The sequence below is a fragment of the Burkholderia sp. L27(2015) genome, assembly GCF_009765705.1.
In the GTDB taxonomy this organism is placed as follows: Bacteria; Pseudomonadota; Gammaproteobacteria; order Burkholderiales; family Burkholderiaceae; genus LMUX01.
Genome location: NZ_LMUX01000021.1, coordinates 1,016,235 through 1,037,925, shown reverse-complemented (window position 1 = coordinate 1,037,925; position 21,691 = coordinate 1,016,235). Strand labels below are relative to the sequence as shown.

Sequence of the window (21,691 nt, the reverse complement as noted above, 5' to 3'; positions counted from 1 at the left end):
GGGTTTTCGATGACTGGTTTGACGGGGCTGGGCGTCTCGGGAGGGGCGTTTGCCGCGGGCTTGGGGCTGGGCGCCAGCTTGATCATCGCGATCGGTGCGCAGAACGCTTATGTGTTGAGACAGGGTTTGCGCCGTGAGCATGTGGGACTAAGCGTGGCGATCTGCATTGCGGTCGATGTCTCGCTGATTGCGCTCGGCGTCGGTGGGATGGGGGCGTTACTTGGGGCCATGCCCAAGCTGCTTGCCGTGATTCGTTGGGCCGGTGTGGTGTTTTTGGCCTTGTATGGGGCGCGAGCGTTCCGCGCCGCGTGGCGGGGTGCGGGGCATTTGGAGGCGGCCGAGCAGGTGAGCCAGTCCGCCCGCACGGCCGCGTTGACGGTGCTGGCGTTGTCTTTGCTCAATCCCCACGTTTATCTCGATACCGTTGTGTTGCTGGGTTCGATCGGCGCGGGATATGGGCAACCTACCAGCCGGTGGTTTGCGCTGGGAGCGATGACGGCGTCGGTGGTTTGGTTCACTGTGCTCGGTTATGGCGCGCGTTTGTTGATCCCGCTGTTCTCGCGCGATATGGCGTGGCGGGTGCTGGATGCGGTGATCGGCGTGGTGATGTGGGGAATTGCGCTGTCGTTGGTGCTGTGACGGCGCTGTCCCACGTCGCTCGCTCGGGCCGATTCCTCAGGCCGCTTCCTTGATCGGCGACCGCTTGGCCACAAGCCGCAGCGAAATCGTCAAACCTTCGAGCTGAAAGTGCGGACGCACGACGAGCTTGGCCCGGTAGTAACCGGGCTTGCCCTCCACATCCTCGAGCGTCACTGCGGCGGCGGCCAACGGCCGGCGCGCCTTGGTTTCTTGCGACGAATGGGCCGAATCCGCGTCAACGTAATTCATGATCCATTCGTTGAGCCAGCTCTGCATGTCCTCGCGCCCCTTGAGTGTGCCGAACTCGTCGCGCACGATGCACTTGAGATAGTGCGCAAAACGCGAGCACGCAAACATCTGCGTCAGCCGCGCGGACGCGTTGGCATTGGCAGTTGTAGCGGCGTCGCAGGCGCCGTGGACTTCGGCAGCCTTTTGTTGCGCCTGCGCAGTGACGAAGGTGGCGTGAGCGGTGTTCTTGCGGCGGATCAGCGGGATGAAACCACTACGCGTCAACTCCGCTTCGCGTCGGCTTGAAATCGCAATCTCGGTTAGGCATGCCACATCCACGGCGCCGCCGTCGGTCGAGAAGGTGTGGCACGGCCCGTCCTCTACCGTACCGCCCGATTCGATACCTCCAATCGGGGAGCCCCAACCGTACAACTTGAAAGAACGATTGATATTGACGCCCATCGCATAGGCGGCATTGATCCAGGCGCGCTGCCGATGATCGTCGCCGTTGGCGTCCTCTTCGAAATCGAATTCGTCGACCGGTTTTGTTTTGGCGCCATAGGGCAAACGCGCAAGAAATCGAGGCATGGCCAGGCCGACATAGCGCGCGCACTCAGTATTGCGCAGGGAGTTCCACGATGCGTATTGGCGATGCTGTGTGAAAATCTGGGTCAGGTCATGTGAGTGGGTCAGCTCCTGCCAGGACTCCATTTCCAATAACGACGCAGACGCGCCCGATATGATCGGCGCGTGCGCTGCGGCCGCCAACTTGGCGAGCGCCCCTAGCAGATCGACATCGGGCGGCGTGTGGTCGAAGTAATAGTCGGCGATCAGGCAGCCGTATGGCTCGCCGGCCACCTGCCCATATTTTTCTTCGTAGACTTTTTTGAACAAGGGGCTGCGTTTCCATGCGAGACCCTTGTAGCGTCGCATTGTGCGACGCAGTTCGTCCTTCGAGACATCCATGAAACGGATCTTGAGTTTTTCATCGGTTTCGGTGTTCGAGACGAGATGATATGCACCGCGCCAAGCCGATTCGAGCTTCTGAAATTCGCTGTGATGCAGGATTAGATTGATCTGATTCGACAACTTGCGGTCCATCTCTGCGATGGTGGCTTCAATGCTCTTGTCGGCGTCGTGGCAAAGAGTGTTGGGCTGCTGTCCTGGCTGCTCGGCTAGCCTTTGCACCGCCGTTTGCTTCGCCAACTGCGTGCGTGCATCCAGTAAGTGCGAGAGCGAGTCGACCCGACGCGCGACGGCGGTCGGTGAGAAATCATCGATACTCTCGAAGCTCATCTCGAACCGCAGCTGCACGCCTTCGGACAGGGTGTTCGGGACTGTGAACGCGACACGCGGCCCAATGGTTTTCATCCACTGATCGAAGTTTTCGAGGTCGACGTCGATGAACGTACGCTGCGAGACAGGCGGCAATGCTTCGATCGGTTTGCCCGAAAGGTCCGCAAGCACGCCCATCACGAACGGCAGCTCGACTTTCTCGACCGTCTTATTCGCGCCGTGGACCTCGATGTCGTATTCGATCTGCAGACGGGGCGCGCGATTGTGCTCGACGATTTTTTTCATACCATGGGAAACGGACATTTTGGCTCCGTAGACGATGTAGGTTGCCGGTAAGGAAAGGATATGTTGTTGCGATTGGTCGTTATGCGTGGCCGTTACATCAGGCAGCGGGCACATGCGGCCGCGCATCGGTCCCGCGAAAAAGCGGTGTCAGCGCAGTGTGGCTCGTCGGCCTCTGGCGAGCTGGCAATCCACAAGGGGAAATGGTGCGCCAGGCCGTCAACCGGAATCGCTCGCAAGCTCGGCGAAATGTCTAGCAATACGCGCCGCAATTCCGGCGTCTTGATGAGCGCCGCGATCAACCACGCGCTGCGGATGCGGCGATCGCGGAAGGTCAGGGTGGCCAGCACCCATGCGCGCTCGATGCCTAATTGGAGATGAGGTGAAAAGTCGCCGACGGACGTGGCGCCGCAAGGCAATGTCGTCAATGCGCGCGCTATGTCGCGATCGAGCAGGGTGCGGTCCACTCCCGCATGACGCAGAATGCGGTGCAAATCGCTGTCGGGCAATTGCAAAAGTTGATGCAGCCAGTGCGCGAGATCAACGTGCGAATTGCCGCGCAGTTTGCAAAAGTCGGCGGCAGATTCGATGCTTACAAAAAGGGTGCCCCCGAGCTTGCCAAACAATGCTTGTCTTGAAATGGTCATGAAATATGCCCAATGATGATGGCGTTGCATGATGTGAATGTCATGCTCGAATTTATAAAGCAAAAAGGATTCGATTTGCACAATCAAGCAAGTTTTGGGCACGTTAGAATGTTTTTGAGGCGCGATGCGCCTTCGCGACGGAGGTGGTTTCGTCCTATCTAAAAGTTCGGCAACGAGATTTCGAGACTCTCGCCCAATTTATCGGTGCGGGAACGTGTGGATTTAGTGGGTATTAATTAGGATAACGATGAATTATATGTGCTTGCACGGGCCGGATATAACCCAAGCCATCTTGGTGGCGAGCCGGATTGGCATGAGCCAAGCGGCCCCGGCTGCGTTGCTGATCGAGCGCTTGGAACGGCCCGTCGGCCGACGCTACGCAGAGCTGGCATAGTTCATCGCTGCAGAGTTGCTAACGCAGCGGGGCGCGTGCAAATAATCCGCAGCTATCTTTGACCCGATTTCACGGCACTTAGCCGAGCAGCGCGTCGGCGAATTCCGTAGCGGAAAACGGCTGCAGATCCTCGACTTTTTCGCCTACCCCAATAAAATAGACGGGTATCGGACGTTGTCGCGCGATCGCGGCGAGGATGCCGCCTTTGGCCGTGCCGTCCAGCTTGGTCACGATGAGACCCGTCAGGCCGAGCGCATCGTCGAAGGCCTTCACCTGGGCCAGCGCGTTTTGTCCCGTGTTGGCGTCGATCACCAGCAACACTTCGTGCGGTGCACCGTCCATGGCTTTGGCGGTAACCCGCTTGACCTTGCGCAGCTCTTCCATCAGATGCAGTTGCGTCGGCAGGCGCCCAGCCGTGTCGGCCATCAGCACATCGATATTGCGCGCTCGCGCGGCGCCCACTGCGTCGAAGATTACGGCGGCCGGATCGCCGCCGTCCTGCGAGATTACGGTCACCTGATTGCGTTCGCCCCAGATCGCCAATTGTTCGCGAGCGGCTGCGCGAAAGGTGTCACCGGCTGCGAGCAGCACGGATTGCCCGTAGTGCTGCAGATGTTTGGCCAGCTTGCCGATGCTGGTGGTCTTGCCGGCGCCGTTGACACCGGCAATCATGATGACCAAGGGCTTGGCTCGCCCGAGCACCAGCGATTTTTCGAGCGGCTTGAGCAACTCGACCAGCATTGTGCGCAGGGCGGCTTTGACTTGCGCCCCTTCTGTCAGGCGATCGGATTTGATCTTGAGGCGCAACTCGCCTAGCAGATATTCGGTGGCGTCGACGCCGGCATCGGACATCAGCAACGCGGTTTCGAGCTCCTCGAATAGCGCCTCGTCGATCTTGACGCCGACAAAGATACCGGTGAGCCCGGCACTCGTTTTTGACAGGCCGCTGCGCAATCGCGCCAGCCACGAGCTACGAGCCGCCGGTTCGGGAGGCGGCGGCGGCACGATCGTGTCGAATTCCGTCGTGTCAAAACCCAGCGGCTTGGATGATGCAGCACGATCGGAGTCTGAGCCGGTAGGCGTGGCGATTTTCGTACCGATCTCGACAGGGTTGAGGGGGGCGCGCGGCGCAAACGCGGGCGGCTCAGTGGGGGTAGGCGCGGGCGCGATATCTGCGCTCGGTAGGTCTGAGCGTGGTTGCTGCGCGTGTGGCTGCAGCGTGTGTGGCTGTGGCTCAGGCAAGCGTGGCTCCAGCGCACGCGGCTGATCCGCTGCTCCGGTAGACACATCAGGCCCGGGGGCAGGGACGCCGGAGGAAGAGGGCGAGCCGGAATCGTTCACGATCGGCGTAACCCGCTGTGCATCCGTAGGCGGGGCCGATTCAGGCTGATTGCCCTTAAATCGCTTGAAAAAACTGAACATTATGCAAAAGCTCGAATTCGTCGAGACGCAGCGTGTCGGCTGCGCCAGGTCTGAGACCGGGGACACGCACTATCTAGCGGGCATGCCATGTTTTCAAAAAGAAGCGTAACGGCGCGCCGATGCCGTTGGAACACGGCGCAAGCCGATACCGCCAATATCGATACCGATGTGTTCGCGATGTGTTCAATTAACGCGGCGCGGTGGTCGCGGCTAAATCAAGACACCCGTCAAGACATCCGAATTGAAGCCTTGCTACCGAAGCATCGGCACCAACGAAATCTATGCATCGGAACCGACATGGCGGGCACCAGTTTACCAGACCCCTCGCGCATCCCGCGCCCAACCTGCTCACTGATCCGCCGGAACCTACATGCAGCCCGCCCACGGAACCTACGTTGCCCCGCGGAACTCGGTAAGGGCTCGTGCGAACGGGCCATGCGAGCGGGTCGGGCAAGCTGTATGCACGCAACCGGGTACTAGCATGGTATGTTTCCGGTTTTACGTGCCGCGCCGGTTCGCCGGTGGTATCGATGCGCCCGCGCTTCTCACACCTGACTTCACCGTCGGCTTCAATGCCGGCTTACTCCTACCGATCGCTTCATGCCACGTCCTATTATTCGCCACACACCTAGCGATGCGCAAAAGCGCGCAACGCGCAACGCGCCTCACCAGATCCGAATTATCGGTGGGGAGTGGAAGCGTACGCCGCTGACCGTGGTCGATCTCGAAGGCCTGCGGCCCACGCCCGACCGTGTGCGCGAGACGCTATTCAATTGGCTGGGGCAGGATATGACCGGCCAGAGCTGCCTCGACCTGTTTGCGGGAAGCGGCGCACTCGGCTTCGAAGCCGCCTCGCGGGGCGCTGCGCGCGTGGTGATGGTCGAGCGCGATGGCCACGCTGCGCAGCAATTGCGCGCCACGCAGGACAAGCTGGCGGCTCGCGCGGTTGAGGTGGCGCAGGCTGATGCGCTGAGGCTGGCGGCTGGGCTGCGGCCCGGCACGTTCGATGTGGTTTTTCTCGACCCCCCGTTCGAAGGCGATTTGCTGGCGCGCGCGTTGGTGCTCTGTTTGCCACTGGTCAACGCTAGCGGTGCTGTCTACGTGGAGGCTTCATTGCCGCTCGCGCGACTGGCCGAGAACCAGCCCGAAGACGTTGCGCTGCGTGGCGGCACCTTGTTTCCGCCACTGTCGGATTGGCAGGTGAGCCGAGAGGGGCGCGCCGGCGCGGTGCATTATCATTTGCTGCGCCGCAAAAATGAGGAATAATGCGCATTCCGTCGACGCGGGCATAGCTGCGTGCGTCGCCGTCCGACGCGGTAAGATGGGTGGCCGCACGGGCATATCTCGCAAGCTGACGCGGCCGTTGGCGTGCACATCATCGTAAGCAGTTGGTCGACAAGGTGGATCCAATGAATCGAGCTAAGACTGAGCAGACTCGACTAGAGAGCGAGGAGAAGTCCATGGTTATCGCAGTGTATCCGGGCACGTTCGATCCATTGACGCGTGGACACGAGGATTTGGTGCGGCGCGCATCGAGTATTTTCGATCGACTCGTGGTCGGCGTGGCCGATAGCCGCAATAAGAAGCCGTTTTTCGATCTCGAAGAGCGCCTGACGATTGCCCGTGAGGTGTTGGGGCATTACCCCAACGTGCAAGTAGAGAGTTTTACCGGGCTGTTAAAGGATTTTGTGCGCAATAACAATGCGCGCGTGATCGTGCGCGGTTTGCGCGCGGTATCGGATTTCGAGTATGAGTTTCAGATGGCTGGCATGAACCGCTACCTGCTACCCGACGTAGAAACGATGTTCATGACGCCATCGGATCAGTATCAGTTCATTTCGGGTACGATCGTGCGCGAAATCGCCCAATTGGGCGGAGATGTCAGTAAGTTCGTGTTTCCGTCGGTCGAGAAATGGCTTAACGACAAGGTCGCGCAACCCCAGCCGCTTCCTTAGCCGCTTGTATCGTCGCTGCACAGCCGACTAGCGACGTGCCTGCGGTCACAGCACTGCGGCACATTCAGTAGTAGAGAGTAAAGCATGGCCCTGATGATTACCGATGAATGCATTAATTGCGACGTATGCGAGCCGGAATGCCCGAACGATGCTATTTCAATGGGCACCGAGATCTACGTGATCGAGCCGAGCAAATGCACAGAGTGCGTGGGACATTTTGACGAACCGCAGTGCCGTCAGGTCTGCCCGGTGGAATGCATACCGCTGAATCCCGAGCACGTCGAAAGTCAGAGCGAGCTGCTCATCAAATATCAGCATTTGACTGCCAATAAGGGCTAACAGCGACTCATCGGTGGTTTACATCGCCGATTAAGCTGGCGGACGGAAGGCCACTGCCAGCGCTGCAACTAAGCCGGCCGGTGCAGCAACATCATCGCCCGTTCCAACTCCCCTTTGACCACGTGTGGCATCACGGTAGTCGCGCGTTCCAGCGACGCGTCGATGATTTCCTGTTCTTCCCTGCGCGGCGGTTTCAGTACGAAGTTCGCCACATCGGGGCGTGCGCCCGCTTTCGCGCTTTCCGGCAGCAGATCGCGCGGATGGCCTATGCCTATGCGCAGGCGCCAGTACTGTTGCGTCGTCAGATGCGCGCTGATGTCCTTGAGGCCGTTATGGCCGCCGCTGCCGCCGCCGAGTTTGAGCTTCACGGCGCCGGGCGGTAAATCGAGCTCGTCATGCGCCACGAGAATCTGGTCCGGCAAGATCTTGTAGAAATGCGCCAGCGCCACGACGGACAGTCCCGATCGATTCATGAAGGTCTGCGGCTGCAACAGCCATACCTCTTCGCCATATAGACGTGCGCGCGCGAGCACGCCATTGAAGCGGCTTTCGTGGCGCAGCGTGGCGCCGGCATCGCGCGCCAGCGCATCGACTAACCAAAATCCCGCATTATGGCGAGTGGCCGCATACTCCGCGCCAGGGTTGCCGAGGCCGACAATCAGTTTGATCATCGCAGTCCGATCTCTCTAATGGGTTAGATGCCGCATAAAAAAACCCGCCGGGCGAGCCGCGGCGGGTTTTTCGACCTGTCGCGCGTCATGCCTAGGCACACCGCGCTCGGATCCGCAGCGGTATCAGGCAGCCGGTGCGTCTTTCGGTGCCTCAGCAGCAGGCGCTTCTTCGTCAGAGGCTTTGCCAGCCGGGATCGAAGCCGACACCACGACCGGGTTTTCCAAGTCGAGATGCTGGACCAATTCGACACCCTTGGGCAAGGTGATGTCTTTGGCGTGGATCGAATGGCCGACTTCCAGTTTCGAAAGGTCGATTTCGATGAATTCCGGCAGATCGGCCGGCAGACAAACGATTTCGAGTTCGGTGATCACGTGGCTGACGATACCAGCCGACAGCTTCACAGCCGGCGACAATTCCGGGTTCAAGAAGTGCAGCGGCACCTTGATGTGCAGCTTCTGCTTGGCATCGACACGCTGGAAGTCGACGTGCAGCACCAGTTGCTTGAACGGGTGATATTGCACATCGCGCAACAAAACTTGTTCTGTCTTGCCGGCAATTTCCAGATCCAGAATCGATGCGTGAAATGCTTCTTTCTTCAACGCGTGATAGAGCGCGTTGTGATCGATTTCAATCGATTGGGGTTCACTGCCAGCGCCATACACGATAGCCGGGGTTTTCCCGGCATTGCGCAGACGGCGGCTCGCACCCGTTCCCTGCAGACTACGCTCGAAAGCGATAACTTTCATTTTCTTCTCCCTATGACTACCCGCGACCAGGTAGTTAAAAAGGCCATGTCGCGGCACCGAGCAATGTCGGCGCCACAATCTGGCCTGGTTTGCTGCTGACTGCAGCGATGCAGAATTCGTCTTGCTGCATCGTTTTTCCGGCTCGCCGCCCTTGAGCGGCAAGCCGTGAATCGGAAATCAGTTTTCTTCGGCGAACAGCGAGATCACGGAGTCGCCACGGCGGATCCGCGAGAATGTCTCGGCCAGCAGGCTGGCGCTCGACAACTGACGAATCTTCGCGCACGCGCGGGCTTCGTCGCCCAGCGGAATCGTATCGGTGACCACCAGTTCATCGAGCTCGGACGCAGCGATGCGGGCGCCAGCACCGCCCGACAGTACCGGGTGCGTCGTGTAGGCAAACACCTGCCGCGCACCGCGCTCCTTCAGGACCTGCGCCGCCTTGCACAACGTGCCGGCGGTATCGACCATGTCATCCATGATGACGCAGGTCCGGCCTTCCACTTCACCGATGATATTCATCACTTCGGCGACGTTCGCTTTGGGCCGGCGCTTGTCGATGATCGCCAGATCGGTATTCATTTGCTTGGCCAGCGCGCGGGCCCGCACCACGCCACCAACGTCCGGCGACACGATCAGCAGGTTCTCGTAATTCTGCTTGCGCAGGTCACCCAGCAGAATCGGCGTGGCGTAAATATTGTCGACCGGAATATCGAAGAAGCCTTGAATCTGGTCGGCGTGCAGGTCCATCGTGATGATGCGGTCTACGCCCGCGATCTGCAGCATGTTTGCGACGACTTTGGCGGAGATGGCGACCCGTGCAGAGCGTGGGCGGCGATCCTGGCGCGCGTAACCGAAATACGGTATCGCTGCGGTGATGCGACCTGCCGATGCGCGCTTGAGCGCATCGACCATGATCATCAGTTCCATCAGGTTGTCGTTGGTCGGCGCGCAGGTCGATTGCAGCACGAACACGTCTTTGCCGCGCACGTTCTCCTGGATTTCAACCTGGATTTCGCCGTCCGAGAACCGGCTGACCATCGCCTTGCCCAGCGCAATTCCGAGCGCCTTGACGACTTCCTGGGCAAGCGCGGGATTCGCGTTGCCGGTAAACACCATTAGGCCGTCATTGCTGCTCATCTTGCACCTGTGTCTGGACTCTGCGGTGACCCTCACCGGACGTGGGGCCTGAGATAGAGCGAGAAATTTGGCAGGGGAGGAAGGACTCGAACCCTCGCATGCCGGAATCAAAATCCGGTGCCTTGACCAACTTGGCGACTCCCCTACACTGACCGAGAATTTGCCGGGTTTGCAGTACTACCCGACAAATAAAAAAAACTTATGCTACAAAAGCGAAAAGGGGGTGGCGGAGAATACCACTTGCCACGACGCTTTTCCACTTGTTCAGCGAATCGCTGGGACCTGCCAACAATCCATCGGACTGCAATCTGGCTTGCGCCGAGATCGCTGCGGCACGACTTTCAAAAGCGGCAAAAACACTCGCTCCCGATCCGGTCATGCGCGCCGGTGCCATTTTATCGACTTTTTCAAACCAGTCGAGCACCTGTGCGACTTCCTGATATTTCTTCACGACCACAGCCTGCATATCGTTGCGACCGAACTTCAGAGGCCACACGCTGTCTGCGTTTTGCTGTCCAAGAAAGTCCATAATTCTGACCACTTCCGAGTCCCTTGTCAATTCCTGAGCGCTAAATATTTCGGCGGTCGGCACATGACACGCGGGCGTCACGATCAGGAAATGCCGCTCAGGCAGCTCGACCGCCTGCAGTGCTTCGCCCACGCCCTCGGCAAATGCGTTCTGCCCGAATATGAACACGGGCACGTCGGCGCCCAGTTGCAGGGCCAGTGTTTGCAATTGCGCACGCGGTATGTCGAGTTGCCAAAGCCGGTTCAGCGCCAGCAACGTGGTGGCCGCGTCGGAGCTGCCGCCGCCCAGGCCACCCCCCATCGGGATGCGCTTGTCGATTTCGATCTCGACGCCGAGCCGGCAGCCCGTGTGGGTTTGCAGCAAGCGCGCGGCGCGCACGGTCAGATCCTGTTCGGCCGGCACGCCTGCGACGGCGTTGACCCGCGTAACCTGTCCGTCATCGCGACGCGTGAAGTGCAGCGTATCGCCCCAATCGAGTAACTGGAACACGGTTTGCAGCGCGTGATAGCCGTCGGCGCGTCGACCGGTGATATGCAAGAACAGGTTCAACTTGGCGGGCGCGAGGCAGTCGCGCAGCGCATTGGGTGCGGCAGTCGTGGGAGAGGCAGTCATGCAGGGGCGATCGAAAAGGTGCGCAAAAGAGTGATTATCGGTCGAGCACCAGCTTGACGTCGAGTGCCGGGTCGGCGCGACTCAAATTGACGCGTTTGATCAGCGCGGTCTGCGCATCGTCGGCGTACGCCACGTAATCGATGGTCCATCCGTCTTGCTCGATCTGTCTCATGCGGCCCGTGGCGGGATCGGTTTGCGTGCGCGCGGGGCTATCCGGGGAGATCGCCGGTTTGAGCCAGTATCGCAAGCCGTCTATCGGCAGAGGGAAACCGAGCGCGCGCTGCATCAGGCCCTGGACGTCCGGTGCCGTTTGCGTCGGACGATCCGGCAGTTCCAGCGTCGCGCCGGAAGGCGATGCCACTACGCGTGCCATCGTCTGGCCTAGCGGGTTGAGCAGTTGCAAGGTGGCGTTTTCGCCTTGCTGTTGCAGGTCGAAGTTGCCGTAGGCGTTGCGCTGCACGCCGTTGCTGTCGGTGTAGCGCACCGCGAATCGGCCGTGGTAGCTGGCGTTCGTTTGGAGCGCATTCGTTTGCATCCCTGCAGAGTTTGCCGCGGGCGCGTTCGGCGCCGGCTTCAGCCCCGCGCAGGCAGCGAGCGCTGCCAGTAGAGCGCCTGCCGCCACGCGACGCAAGATCCGGCGCGTGGCCTCGAAACGTTCAGTCATTAAGGATGCTCGACCTGAAAGCGCTTGAGCGTGGCTATCAGCGTCGTGTTGGTGGGGTCGACCTTGAGCGCCGCACGCCAAGCCACTCGCGCGTCATCTTGCTGGCCCAGCGACCACAATACCTCGCCAAGATGGGCGCCGATTTCGGCATTGGGCTGCATTTCGAATGCGTGGCGCAAGATGGTCGCCGCGTCTTGCTTGTCGCCGGTGCGATACTTCACCCAGCCCAGACTGTCCTGGATAAATGCGTCGTTAGGCGACAGATCGGCAGCCTTCTGCAGCAACTTGCTGGCTTCATCCAGGTTTTCGCTGCGATCGGCGAGCGAGTACCCGAGTGCGTTATAGGCATTCGGATTATTCGGATCGATCTTGATCAACTGACGCAGCACCGTTTCCATTTGCTGATATTGCTGGTTTTTTTCGCAAGCCATCGCGTAGTCGTACATCAAGCCCGGGACCAGCGGAAATTGCCGGTCGGCGTCAGCGTAACGAGCTTGTGCTTGCGGGTACTGCTTGGCCTCCTCGAGCAGCGCGGCGTCTGTGCGGATCACCAGCAGTTGATCCCGCGGGTCGATCGGCGAGAGCGATGCCAGCAACTTGCGGGCGTCATCGAGCTTGTCCTCTTTGGCCAGCAGTTGAGCGCGCGTGACCTGTGCCTGCAGATACTGCGGGCTTGCCGGATCAATCTTGTTCAGCCATTTGAGCGCCGCGGGAATCTCTTTCTGGTCGACGGAAATTTGTGCCAGATACAGGTAGCCGAGCGATGGGTCGGCATTGCCGTGCTGCTTTTCCGCCAATTCAGAGTATTTTTCGAGATCCCGTTTGGCTTCGTCGAAATGGGATTGCTGGACTTGCAGCATGGCCAAGGCCAACAGCGGTGCGGGATCGTCCGGAGTGTTTTTGCGAATCGCTTCGAACTGTTTCTGCGCGTCCGCGAACAGCCCTGCATTCACGTATAGTTGCGCGAGCGCGATGTGCCCGTTGCGTGAATTCGGATTTTTCGCGACGTAGGTATTGAGCACCGCGATCGATTCGGTACGCTCCGACGGTCCGAGTTGCGCCAGCATCAGCGCCGCGGGTTCGAAGTCGGGTTTGATTTGCAAGGCCGCCTGCAACGATAGGCTCGCCGCGTGCTCGTCGCCTGTGAGCAGCTGCTGGCGGGCGATGGCGAGCAGCGCGGCGGGGCGCTGCATGTCATCCTTGAGCAGCGTTTGCAGCAATTGCAGGCCACCCGCGCGGTTCGGGGATTGTCCGATCAGGGTCTGCAATGACACAATGGCTTCGTCGCGCGCGGTGCCGTCGCCGGTGGCGGGCGTGGCGGCGAGCTGAGCCGCCAGTAGCGGCTGGGCTTCATCGAGACTGCCGGTGAGCACGAGCAGCGACGCGTCGAGCTGATCGGCGCGTTGGGAATTCGGCGCATACTGATGCCACAGTCGCGCTGCAACCAATGCATCGGCCGGGCTCTGCGCCCGCAACGCGATTTCGGCGGCGCGCTCGGCCATGCGAGGATCATGCGTATCGCGCGTGAGCGCTAGATACGTTTGGTAAGCGGGCGCAGGCTGGCCGCGCTGCAACGCCATTTCGGCCGCCAGCACCTGGAACATGATCTGGCTGTCCAGTGCTCGCTTGGGCAGATCCTTCGTCTCATCGTCCACAGCGGGCGATGATGCAGCTTGGGGTGCCGGTGCAATCACTTCGGGCGTGGCTGACGGCGCGGCCGGCGTCGTTGGCTGGGCGTTGGCCTGGTGACTGGCCACGGCCCACAACAAGCACGCTGCGAAAGGAATTGCCCGCAATACGAGGGCAGTCGACGACGACGAAAAGAGCTTCACGGAGGGGAAATTCATGGATGTCCGGGTTAGGTTTAAATGATTGTAACGCGACGGCCGGAATTACGGGCGCGCACCCTGGCCGATCCGAACCCACTCAACGATAGAAATACTAGACAGACCAGACATGCCAGAGTTGCCAGAAGTTGAAGTTATTCGACGCGGCATTGAGCCGCACATCGCAGGTAGACGCGTAGAACGCGTCGAAGTCCGCACTCCCAAGTTGCGCTGGCCGTTACCGCCGGGCCTACCGGCGTTGCTCGGACAGCGCGTGATCGAACGCGTCGGGCGACGCGGCAAATATTTACTACTCGAATGTGATACAGGCTGGGTGATCGTTCACCTCGGCATGAGCGGCACACTGCGGATCATGCCGGCGGCCACGGCGCCCCACGTGCCGGGCAAACACGATCATGTCGACTGGGTTTTCGAGGATAACGTATTGCGCCTACGTGACCCGCGACGCTTTGGCGCCGTCCTTTGGCATCCGCGCAGCGAAGGCGACGTGCTCCAACATGTGCTGCTCGCCGGGCTCGGTGTCGAACCGTTTTCTCCCGAATTCGACGGCGTTTTGCTGTACGAACGTACCCGTGGGCGCAGTATATCGGTCAAACAAGCGCTGCTGGCGGGCGATATCGTGGTGGGCGTGGGGAATATCTACGCCTCGGAAACCTTGTTCCGCGCCGGTATCCGGCCGACCACCGCGGCGGGACGCGTCTCGCTGGCCCGCTACGAGCTGCTCGCCCAAGAAATTCGTGCGACGCTGGCCGCGGCCATCGAGAAGGGTGGGAGCACCTTGCGCGATTTCGTCGGCGGTGACGGCGAAAGCGGCTATTTCCAACTCGAATATTTCGCCTACAATCGCGCCGGTCTACCGTGTCGAGTGTGTGGCACTCCGATCAAACAAATCGTGCAAGGTCAGCGGTCGACCTATTTTTGCCCCAGTTGCCAACGTTGATTTTGGATTCAAATGATTCCTGTTGCTGAATTTGCCCATCGCCTGATCGCCTGGCAGCGCGAACACGGCCGGCATGACCTTCCCTGGCAAGGCACCCGCGATCCGTATCGCGTCTGGCTCTCCGAAATCATGTTGCAGCAGACCCAGGTCGCCAGCGTGATTCCGTATTACCAACGTTTCCTTGGCAGGTTTCCCGACGTCGCAACGCTGGCCCGCGCGCCGCTGGACGACGTGATGGCGCTGTGGAGCGGCCTGGGCTATTACTCGCGCGCGCGCAATCTGCACAGTTGCGCGCAGCAGGTGATGTCCGCGCATGGCGGCGCGTTCCCGCCATCGGCGCAAGCCTTGGCTGAATTGCCCGGCATCGGCCGCTCGACGGCGGCCGCCATCGCGTCGTTCGCGTTCGGCGCGCGTACCGCGATTCTTGATGGCAACGTGAAACGCGTACTCACGCGAGCCTACGGCATCGAAGGCTTCCCCGGCGAGAAAAAGGTTGAGAACACGCTGTGGGCGTTGGCCGAAAACCTATTGCCCGCGCCGGCCGCGACGCTAGCCCAGTGTGAGGCCGACATGAGCGCTTATACCCAGGGTTTGATGGATTTAGGCGCGACGCTATGCACACGAGGTCAGCCGGCCTGCGGACGTTGTCCTTTCGAGGCGGATTGCGAGGCGCGCCTGAGCAATCGGCAGCGCGTGTTGCCACAGCCGCGTCCGAAAAAACTCGTGCCGGTGCGACAGACGCTTATGCTGATCTTGCGCCACGCCGATACCGTCCTGCTCGAAAAAAGGCCGCCCACGGGCATCTGGGGCGGCTTGTGGAGTTTGCCGCAAGCGGCCGACGAAGCCTCGCTCGCGATCTATGCGCAACGCTTCGGGCGCCAAGGCCCTTGGTCGAAGCTGACACCGCTTACGCACGTGTTCACCCACTTCAAGCTCGAAATCGAGCCGCGTCTTGCCCAGCTTGAGCACCCGAACGTGCGCGCCGAGGACGATGCTAGCCATGCATGGGTGGCGCTACACGAGATCGACAACTATGGGCTTCCGGCGCCGGTGCGACGCTTGCTCGATGGACTGAACGGCACCTTGCTGTAGCGCCTCAGGCGTCAAAGCATGCCATGCTGCAGCATGTAGTGATGCACCACTTCGAGTCTTGCCGCGGCGTCTTCCAATTCCATCAACTTCTGGCGGGCACGCAGTGAAATCGGCAGAATTTCGCCGATTCGATTGCTGACCCATGCCGGATCGCTCAACTCGAAGGGCTCCAGAAACGATAGGCTATCGGGGTCGCGCTCGCCGAACGTGGTGATGATGCGCTCCAACACTTCGGCGCATATACCCAGGCGGTCGAGATGCGCGTCGCCATGCACCGGCGGATCTGCTGCGATCAAGCTCCCATTGCCACGCAACAGGCCATCGCTTTCGGCGTGCCACTCAAGCAGCCTGAAGCGGTTCGTGCCACGCGTGCGCAACGACATCAAGCCGAACTGTTCGATGGATATCTCGATAATCTCTGCCAGGCAGCCGATGGTTTCGGGCGTGCTCGGCATGCCGGGCTGGGCAACCTCCGCGCCGCTATGCAGCAGGCAGACACCGAACGGCGACTCGTCGCGCAGACAGGTTCGTACCATGTCGATATACCGTGCTTCGAACACCTTGAGCGGCAGCAGGCCGCCGGGGAACAGTACGGTATTAAGCGGGAAGAGCGGCAAGTCGGCGAGGAGGTCGGACATGGTGTTGTCCCTCGGTGGAGAGCGCCTGCCAGGGGCGCGGTCCTGCAGTCAATCGGAATGAAGGTGAGCAGCGGCCGGCGTCGCTTGAGTAAGCCTGCCCGTCGCGGCGGGCGCCTCTGGCGGGGCAATCTCGCGATGCCGGACCAGTACATTGGCTTCCTTGGCAAAGCGCGCGCCCAATGTTTCGGCAATATAGACCGAGCGATGCTGACCGCCGGTGCAGCCGATCGCGACCGTCAGGTAGCTGCGGTTATCGTCGCGAAAGCGCGGCAGCCACTTGTGGATGTAAGCCGATAGATCTTCGACCATCTCGCGGACATCGGGCTGTTCGACCAGGAAATCGATGACAGGCTGGTCCAGTCCTGTCAACGGACGTAGCGCATGGTCGTAATAGGGGTTGGGCAGCGTGCGCACATCGAACACCAAGTCGGCGTCCAGCGGCAAGCCACGTTTGAAGCCAAAGGATTCGAACATCAGCGTCAGGCCGCCATGTTCATGCTCCACGAATTTCTTGATCCAGGCGCGCAGCGTGTTGGCGCGCAGGTTGCTGGTATCGATCTGGTGACCGAACTCGGCCAGCCCGGACACCAACTCGCGTTCGTGTTCGATCGCATCGGCCAGCGACGCTTGCGAGGTATCGGGTTCCGAGTCTAGACCATCGACGCTGTGTTGACCACGGCGTCGCCCCGACAGCGGGTGGCGGCGGCGCGTTTCTGAAAACCGCTGGATCAGCGCCTGCGTGCTGGAGGTCAGGAACAGCAGGTGTACCGAATGCTTGGCTTTGAGCCCGGCGATGACGAACGGTAGATCGGGCAGCGAACTGCCGGAGCGCGCGTCGATTGCGACGGCAAGCCGGTCATGGCCGTCGCTGGCAAGGAAGTCGGCAAGATCGGGCAAGAAGCGCGGAGGAAGGTTGTCGACGCAGTAGTAGCCGGCGTCTTCCAGCGCATTGAGTGCCACCGATTTGCCCGAGCCGGAAATGCCGGTAATCAGAATGATGCGCATAAAAAAGCGACCCGTTGCTGTTGGGAGGTGTTATCGATCTGCCTATGCGTCAGTCGATGCCGAACAGCCATTGTAGCGCCACACGCGGTCAGATTTATGTCGATTGCGCGCTAGAGTGGGCTTAAAAGCGGGCTCAAGCCGCACTCAAGCCGGACGCAGGCAAGCCCAAGCGAGCTCAGATCATCTTGCCGGGAAACTGGCCTTCCGGATCTTGCATCGCGAGCCGTTGCCGGTCCATGAAGTCGCGTAGGGTATCGATGCCGCGTAACTGCAAAATGGTATTGCGTACGGCCGCCTCGACGAGCACCGCGAGATTTCGTCCGGCCGCCACTTGCAGCGTGACCTTGCTGATCGGCAGGCCGAGCACGTCGACCGTCTGCGATTCGAGCGGCAGGCGCTGAAATTCGCCATCGGGACGCTTGACCAATTGCACGATCAGTTTGAGCTTCATCTTACGGCGTACCGCAGTTTCGCCGAAAATGGTCTTGATATCGAGCAGTCCCAGGCCGCGCACCTCGAGCAAATTCTGCAGCAAAGGCGGGCAGCGCCCTTCGATGAAATCGGGCCCAAGCCGCACGATATCGACGGCATCGTCGGCGACCAGACCGTGTCCACGGCTGATCAGCTCCAAGCCGAGTTCGCTCTTGCCCAGCCCCGAGTCGCCGGTGAGCAGCACGCCCATGCCCAGAATATCCAGAAACACCCCGTGCATGGTCGAGCGAGGCGCGAGTATGCGCGACATGTAAAGGCGCAAGCTATCGATCACGGCGGCAGCCGACATCGGCGTCGTGAACAAGGGTGTCGATGAACGAGTACAGCGCAGCACGAGATCGGCCGGGGTTTCGACGCCACCGGCGACCACCAGGAACGGCGGCTCCAAGGCCATCAGTTCAGCCATGTTGCGCTTGCGGTCGTCGTCGGACTGGCGCAGATAGTAGTCGAGCTCGGCGTCCCCCAGCACCTGTATCCGGTTCGGGTGTATCAGGTTCAAGTGACCGACCAGATCGGCCGACGACGTCGCATTGGCGACGGTTTCCGCCGAAAATCCACGTTCCCAGCCTTCGTGGCCGGTCAGCCAGGAAAGCTTCAACGACGAGGCATTGTCGTCGAAAATGCTTTGCGCGTTAATGCTCGAGGTATCCATCGAGGGGTCACTCCTGAACTACGCTGAAAGGGGCCGAGAAAAGGGCTAAAAGCGGGCCAAAAAACGAACTAAAAAACGGGCTGAAAAAGAGCCTCAGAAGCGAGAATACCGCGCTGCGGGAATCGAATCAGGGTTCCCGCACCGATCAGGATTCCCACTGCGGTCAGGGCTCCCACTGCGTCAGGAACGAGTGGATCGAAAGCGCGTCGGGCTCGGTGTTGAGATGGTCGCGCGCGTCACGGTCTGAGAGCAGTTGCGCGATCTCGGAGAGTATCTCCAGATGCTGCTGGGTCGCTTGTTCGGGGACGAGAAGAAAAATCAGCAACCCGACCGGTTGCCCATCGGGCGACTCGAAAGGAATCGGCTCGGCCAATCGCACGAACGCGGCGAGCGGCTGTTTGAGTCCTTTGATCCGACCATGCGGAATAGCAACTCCCTCACCCAAACCGGTCGAGCCCAGGCGCTCGCGGGCGAACAGATTATCCGTGACGACGCTGCGAGCGATCCCATTATTGTTCTCAAAAATGAGGCCGGCTTGCTCAAACACACGTTTTTTGCTGGTGACCGATAGCCCGAGTACAACTTTATCGAGAGGAAGAAGTTTTGCTAAACGATTCATGTTGACACGCAAAAGCGTGTGAGTCCCGGTTTTAAAAACACCTTGCAAGAATTATCCGAAGCGCTCCGGCGGACTTATCGGTGTTTATGTGCTTGTTGCCGACAATGTTCGCTGCCCTAGCTTGCTTCAGCCCCGAATGCTCTGATTCCGATGTTCCGCGAGCCAGCCTGCGCCCCGGAAACGGGAAGCTCCCGCTTTATGAACGAGAAGTCCCAGCTTATGAAGGGAAAGTCCCCGCTTATGGACGGGAAGTTCCGGTTTATAAACAGGAAGTTTCGGCTTTATTATAGATCAGCCGATCAGCTGATGGGGTCACCGGCAGCACGGTCTAAGAATCTGCTCAAAATAAACCGCCCGGGATGCGGGCGGCTTTGGTTTGGGCAGATGGCCGCGGTTCGGTGCGGCCTTGCAGTCAATCAAGGCAGGGCTTCGCCGATGATGGGCTCGGGCTGATACTTGATCGCTTCATGCTGATGTCCTTGCAGACGATCCTTGTGCCGGATTACCTGGCGATCCAGCTTGTCGATCAGCAGATCGATGGCCGCATAGAGATCGGTATCGGCGCTTTCCACAAAAATCTCCTTTCCTTTCACGTGCAACGTAATTTCAGCCTTCTGGCGCTTTTCCTTTTCCTTTTGGTTGTCGACTGCCAGAAGCACAGTGCCATCAATGACCTGGTCGAAATGGCGTATCACCCGTTCTAGCTTGGTGATCACATACTCACGCAACGCAGGCGTTACTTCGAGATGATGTCCACTGATTTTCAGATTCATAGCTGCTCTCCGTACTCAGGGCCGTGGTGCACGACGCGCATGGGCGGTATCGGTCGAGGCGGACAAGGAATCGAGCATAGCGCTGCGCGTGACATGCGTGGGCGGTACTCGAACCTTGCATCCCGTTCGGCCAGCTCATGACACGTGAAACACGTCGCGGCCGGTTATCGCCCGCCGCGAGATGCAACGGGCTACAAGGACTTGCGCAAGTTGACTGCGGGGATCCGGAGCGCTTCGCGGTATTTGGCGACCGTGCGGCGCGCTACGACAAAACCCTGCTCAGCCAGAAGTTCTGCAATGCGGCTATCGGAAAGAGGAGTTTTGGGCTCTTCGGCTCCTATCAGTTGCCGGATCAACGCGCGAATTGCGGTTGAAGATGCGGCGCCACCGGTGTCGGTTGAAACGTGCGAGCCGAAGAAGTATTTAAATTCAAGCGTGCCGAAAGGTGTAAGCAAGTACTTACCTGTCGTGACTCGCGATACGGTCGACTCGTGCAAACCTAGCGTATCAGCAATTTCCCGTAAAACCAAGGGACGCATAGCGATTTCGCCATGGGCAAAAAATTGCTTCTGACGCTCGACGATCGCTTGCGCCACCCGCAGGATGGTCTCGAAGCGTTGCTGGATATTTTTGATCAGCCAGCGCGCTTCCTGCAATTGTTGCCGCAGCGATCCGCAGTTGGGATCGGAGCGGTTGTTGCGCAGAATATTTGCGTACAGGCTGTTGATGCGCAAGCGCGGCACGACCTCGGGGTTGAGTTCGGCGCGCCAGCCGGTGGCGGTTTTGCGCACCAGCACGTCCGGTACCACGTAGTCGGCCTCGGACTGTCCGAACGCGGCGCCGGGAAACGGCTCCAGTGAGCGGATCAGTGCGTGAGCATCGCGCAACGCGTCGTCATCGGTCTTTAACTGTTTGCGCAAACGCGTAAAATCGCGCGCGGCCAGCAGCTCCAGATGATGCGTGACGATCTCCAGCGCCAACTTGCGCACCGGCGACGCCGGCAGCCGCAACAATTGCAACTTCAGGCATTCGGCGGCCGAGCGTGCGCCCACGCCGGGCGGATCGAAGCTGTGGAGGAGGGCCAACGCGGCGTTGATCTCGTCGAGATCGATATCGAGCTCTGCCGGCAGATCGGCCATCACCTCTTCGAGCGGGCTGGCAAGGTAGCCATCGTCGTCCAGCGATTCGATCAGGAAGGTCACGAGCGCGCGATCGCGCAGGCTTGCCTTGGTCATGCGCAATTGTGCAAGCAGATGGTCGCGCAAACTCGTTTGCGAGCCGTGTAACTGCAAGGCCGGTGCGTCGTCCTCTTCGTTGCTGCTGCCCGGTCGGGCGTAGTCGTCGAGGTTCCAGCTGGAGGCGTCGTCGCCTTCGCCACCAGTATCGCTTTGGTCGCTGCCATGGTTCATGCCGCTGAAATCGTCGGCGCCGTTCGGCTCGCTGTCGGTGTTGCGCTCTGAGCTGTCGGACGTGCGCGTGCGCTCCATCGTGTCGGGCGCACTCGTTTGTGGCGTGGTCGAAATCAGCGAGCCGTCGGGCGCGACTCTTAATGCACTGGTAGTCCAATCGTCTTCGTTCTCGAGCAGCGGATTTTGCGCGATCGCCGTTGCCACCTCTTGCTGAAGCTCGAGCGTGGACAGTTGCAGCAGACGAATCGACTGCTGCAGCTGGGGAGTGAGCGCAAGATGCTGCGAGAAACGGAGTTGAAGACTGGCTTTCATAGCAAAGAGCTGCGCATCGTGAAGACAAGGCCGGCGACGCACGCGTCGCAGGTTGGCATATGGATTATCTCGGAATGCGCGTGTTGCGTGCGCGTTTCGTTGTTTGCCGGGCAACACCGGCCGCTCGATCGCTCTCGGCCACCGCCGCTGTCGATCCGTGGGCGCGGCCTAAGCCCCAAGCGCATGGGCTGCTTACGTAGCTTAAGCAGCTTGGCCGCCCCTGCGATCAAAGGGGCCGATCATGGGGTGATTCGCGGTTGCCTACGGAAATGTTCCCTTGGCATGCGGAATGTTCTCCTGGATGCAGAAATACTCCCCATGCGGAATGTTCGCCGGCATGCGGGAATATT

At 60.1% G+C, this 21,691-nt stretch carries 20 protein-coding genes, 1 tRNA gene and 1 pseudogene; 6 read left to right on the top strand and 16 right to left on the bottom strand.

Features of this window, described 5'->3' with window-relative positions; genetic code table 11:
- Positions 1-9 precede the first annotated feature (9 nt).
- A complete protein-coding gene (locus tag GSQ77_RS23060) occupies positions 10-639 on the top strand; it encodes a LysE/ArgO family amino acid transporter (RefSeq protein ID WP_158905168.1) in 630 nt (209 codons plus the stop codon).
- Between the two features lie 36 nt (positions 640-675).
- Here the strand turns inward: GSQ77_RS23060 and tssC are convergent, their stop codons facing one another.
- The 3 genes and pseudogenes from tssC to ftsY all read right to left on the bottom strand — a co-directional run bounded on the left by tssC (position 676) and on the right by ftsY (position 4,908).
- Positions 676-2,466 carry a type VI secretion system contractile sheath large subunit gene (gene tssC, locus GSQ77_RS23055; protein ID WP_174246481.1) on the bottom strand — a complete coding sequence of 597 codons (1,791 nt, stop codon included), beginning with the start codon at positions 2,464-2,466 and terminating at the stop codon, positions 676-678.
- Between the two features lie 149 nt (positions 2,467-2,615).
- Positions 2,616-3,092: pseudogene (locus tag GSQ77_RS23050) on the bottom strand (Clp protease N-terminal domain-containing protein); the annotation flags it as partial.
- A 472-nt stretch (positions 3,093-3,564) separates the two neighbouring features.
- Positions 3,565-4,908, bottom strand: a complete 1,344-nt coding sequence (gene ftsY, locus GSQ77_RS23045; protein ID WP_158905167.1) for a signal recognition particle-docking protein FtsY — start codon at positions 4,906-4,908, stop codon at positions 3,565-3,567.
- Positions 4,909-5,520: 612 nt separating this feature from the next.
- Between ftsY and rsmD the strand changes: the two genes are divergently transcribed.
- From rsmD to GSQ77_RS23030, 3 genes are all read left to right on the top strand, one after another.
- Positions 5,521-6,174 carry a 16S rRNA (guanine(966)-N(2))-methyltransferase RsmD gene (gene rsmD / locus GSQ77_RS23040; RefSeq protein ID WP_254067827.1) on the top strand — a complete coding sequence of 218 codons (654 nt, stop codon included), beginning with the start codon at positions 5,521-5,523 and terminating at the stop codon, positions 6,172-6,174.
- 194 nt (positions 6,175-6,368) lie between these two features.
- On the top strand, positions 6,369-6,863 hold the full coding sequence (gene coaD / locus GSQ77_RS23035; protein WP_158905163.1) for a pantetheine-phosphate adenylyltransferase: 495 nt from the start codon (positions 6,369-6,371) through the stop codon (positions 6,861-6,863).
- Positions 6,864-6,947: 84 nt separating this feature from the next.
- The gene (locus GSQ77_RS23030) at positions 6,948-7,202 is read left to right on the top strand and encodes a YfhL family 4Fe-4S dicluster ferredoxin (protein ID WP_158905161.1); all 255 of its coding nucleotides are present in this window, start codon (positions 6,948-6,950) and stop codon (positions 7,200-7,202) included.
- Positions 7,203-7,270: 68 nt separating this feature from the next.
- Here GSQ77_RS23030 and pth read toward each other — a convergent pair whose 3' ends face one another.
- The 7 genes from pth to GSQ77_RS22995 all read right to left on the bottom strand — a co-directional run bounded on the left by pth (position 7,271) and on the right by GSQ77_RS22995 (position 13,409).
- Positions 7,271-7,873 (bottom strand): aminoacyl-tRNA hydrolase, encoded by a 603-nt coding sequence (gene pth / locus GSQ77_RS23025; protein ID WP_158905159.1) that lies wholly within the window; start codon positions 7,871-7,873, stop codon positions 7,271-7,273.
- Between the two features lie 123 nt (positions 7,874-7,996).
- On the bottom strand, positions 7,997-8,620 hold the full coding sequence (locus GSQ77_RS23020) for a 50S ribosomal protein L25/general stress protein Ctc (protein ID WP_158905157.1): 624 nt from the start codon (positions 8,618-8,620) through the stop codon (positions 7,997-7,999).
- Positions 8,621-8,797: 177 nt separating this feature from the next.
- Positions 8,798-9,757, bottom strand: a complete 960-nt coding sequence (locus GSQ77_RS23015; protein WP_158905155.1) for a ribose-phosphate pyrophosphokinase — start codon at positions 9,755-9,757, stop codon at positions 8,798-8,800.
- Positions 9,758-9,825: 68 nt separating this feature from the next.
- Positions 9,826-9,902: transfer RNA gene (locus tag GSQ77_RS23010), tRNA-Gln, on the bottom strand.
- Between the two features lie 54 nt (positions 9,903-9,956).
- Complete coding sequence (ispE, locus tag GSQ77_RS23005) at positions 9,957-10,898, bottom strand: 4-(cytidine 5'-diphospho)-2-C-methyl-D-erythritol kinase (RefSeq protein ID WP_158905153.1); 942 nt, start codon at positions 10,896-10,898, stop codon at positions 9,957-9,959.
- Positions 10,899-10,932: 34 nt separating this feature from the next.
- On the bottom strand, positions 10,933-11,562 hold the full coding sequence (gene lolB / locus GSQ77_RS23000; RefSeq protein ID WP_158905151.1) for a lipoprotein insertase outer membrane protein LolB: 630 nt from the start codon (positions 11,560-11,562) through the stop codon (positions 10,933-10,935).
- A complete protein-coding gene (locus tag GSQ77_RS22995) occupies positions 11,562-13,409 on the bottom strand; it encodes a tetratricopeptide repeat protein (RefSeq protein ID WP_158905149.1) in 1,848 nt (615 codons plus the stop codon). Before GSQ77_RS22995 ends, lolB begins: the two co-directional genes overlap by 1 nt.
- A 109-nt stretch (positions 13,410-13,518) precedes the next feature.
- On the opposite strand from GSQ77_RS22995, the gene mutM reads away from it, so the two are divergent.
- Together mutM and mutY are read left to right on the top strand one after the other, a co-directional pair.
- Positions 13,519-14,349 carry a bifunctional DNA-formamidopyrimidine glycosylase/DNA-(apurinic or apyrimidinic site) lyase gene (mutM, locus tag GSQ77_RS22990; protein ID WP_158905147.1) on the top strand — a complete coding sequence of 277 codons (831 nt, stop codon included), beginning with the start codon at positions 13,519-13,521 and terminating at the stop codon, positions 14,347-14,349.
- Positions 14,350-14,361: 12 nt separating this feature from the next.
- Positions 14,362-15,441: an A/G-specific adenine glycosylase gene (gene mutY / locus GSQ77_RS22985; protein WP_158905145.1), complete on the top strand. Its 1,080-nt coding sequence runs from the start codon at positions 14,362-14,364 to the stop codon at positions 15,439-15,441.
- Between the two features lie 11 nt (positions 15,442-15,452).
- On the opposite strand, the gene GSQ77_RS22980 is transcribed toward mutY, so the two are convergent.
- From GSQ77_RS22980 to GSQ77_RS22955, 6 genes are all read right to left on the bottom strand, one after another.
- Entirely contained in the window at positions 15,453-16,079 is a 627-nt protein-coding gene (locus GSQ77_RS22980; RefSeq protein ID WP_158905144.1) for an LON peptidase substrate-binding domain-containing protein, read from the bottom strand.
- Positions 16,080-16,127: 48 nt separating this feature from the next.
- Complete coding sequence (gene rapZ, locus GSQ77_RS22975) at positions 16,128-17,084, bottom strand: RNase adapter RapZ (protein WP_158905142.1); 957 nt, start codon at positions 17,082-17,084, stop codon at positions 16,128-16,130.
- Between the two features lie 175 nt (positions 17,085-17,259).
- Positions 17,260-18,228: an HPr(Ser) kinase/phosphatase gene (hprK, locus tag GSQ77_RS22970; protein ID WP_158905141.1), complete on the bottom strand. Its 969-nt coding sequence runs from the start codon at positions 18,226-18,228 to the stop codon at positions 17,260-17,262.
- 163 nt (positions 18,229-18,391) lie between these two features.
- Entirely contained in the window at positions 18,392-18,847 is a 456-nt protein-coding gene (locus GSQ77_RS22965) for a PTS sugar transporter subunit IIA (protein ID WP_158906499.1), read from the bottom strand.
- Positions 18,848-19,263: 416 nt separating this feature from the next.
- Positions 19,264-19,620: a ribosome-associated translation inhibitor RaiA gene (gene raiA / locus GSQ77_RS22960; RefSeq protein ID WP_158905140.1), complete on the bottom strand. Its 357-nt coding sequence runs from the start codon at positions 19,618-19,620 to the stop codon at positions 19,264-19,266.
- 191 nt (positions 19,621-19,811) lie between these two features.
- Positions 19,812-21,341, bottom strand: a complete 1,530-nt coding sequence (locus tag GSQ77_RS22955) for an RNA polymerase factor sigma-54 (protein WP_158905139.1) — start codon at positions 21,339-21,341, stop codon at positions 19,812-19,814.
- Between the last annotated feature and the right edge of the window lie 350 nt (positions 21,342-21,691).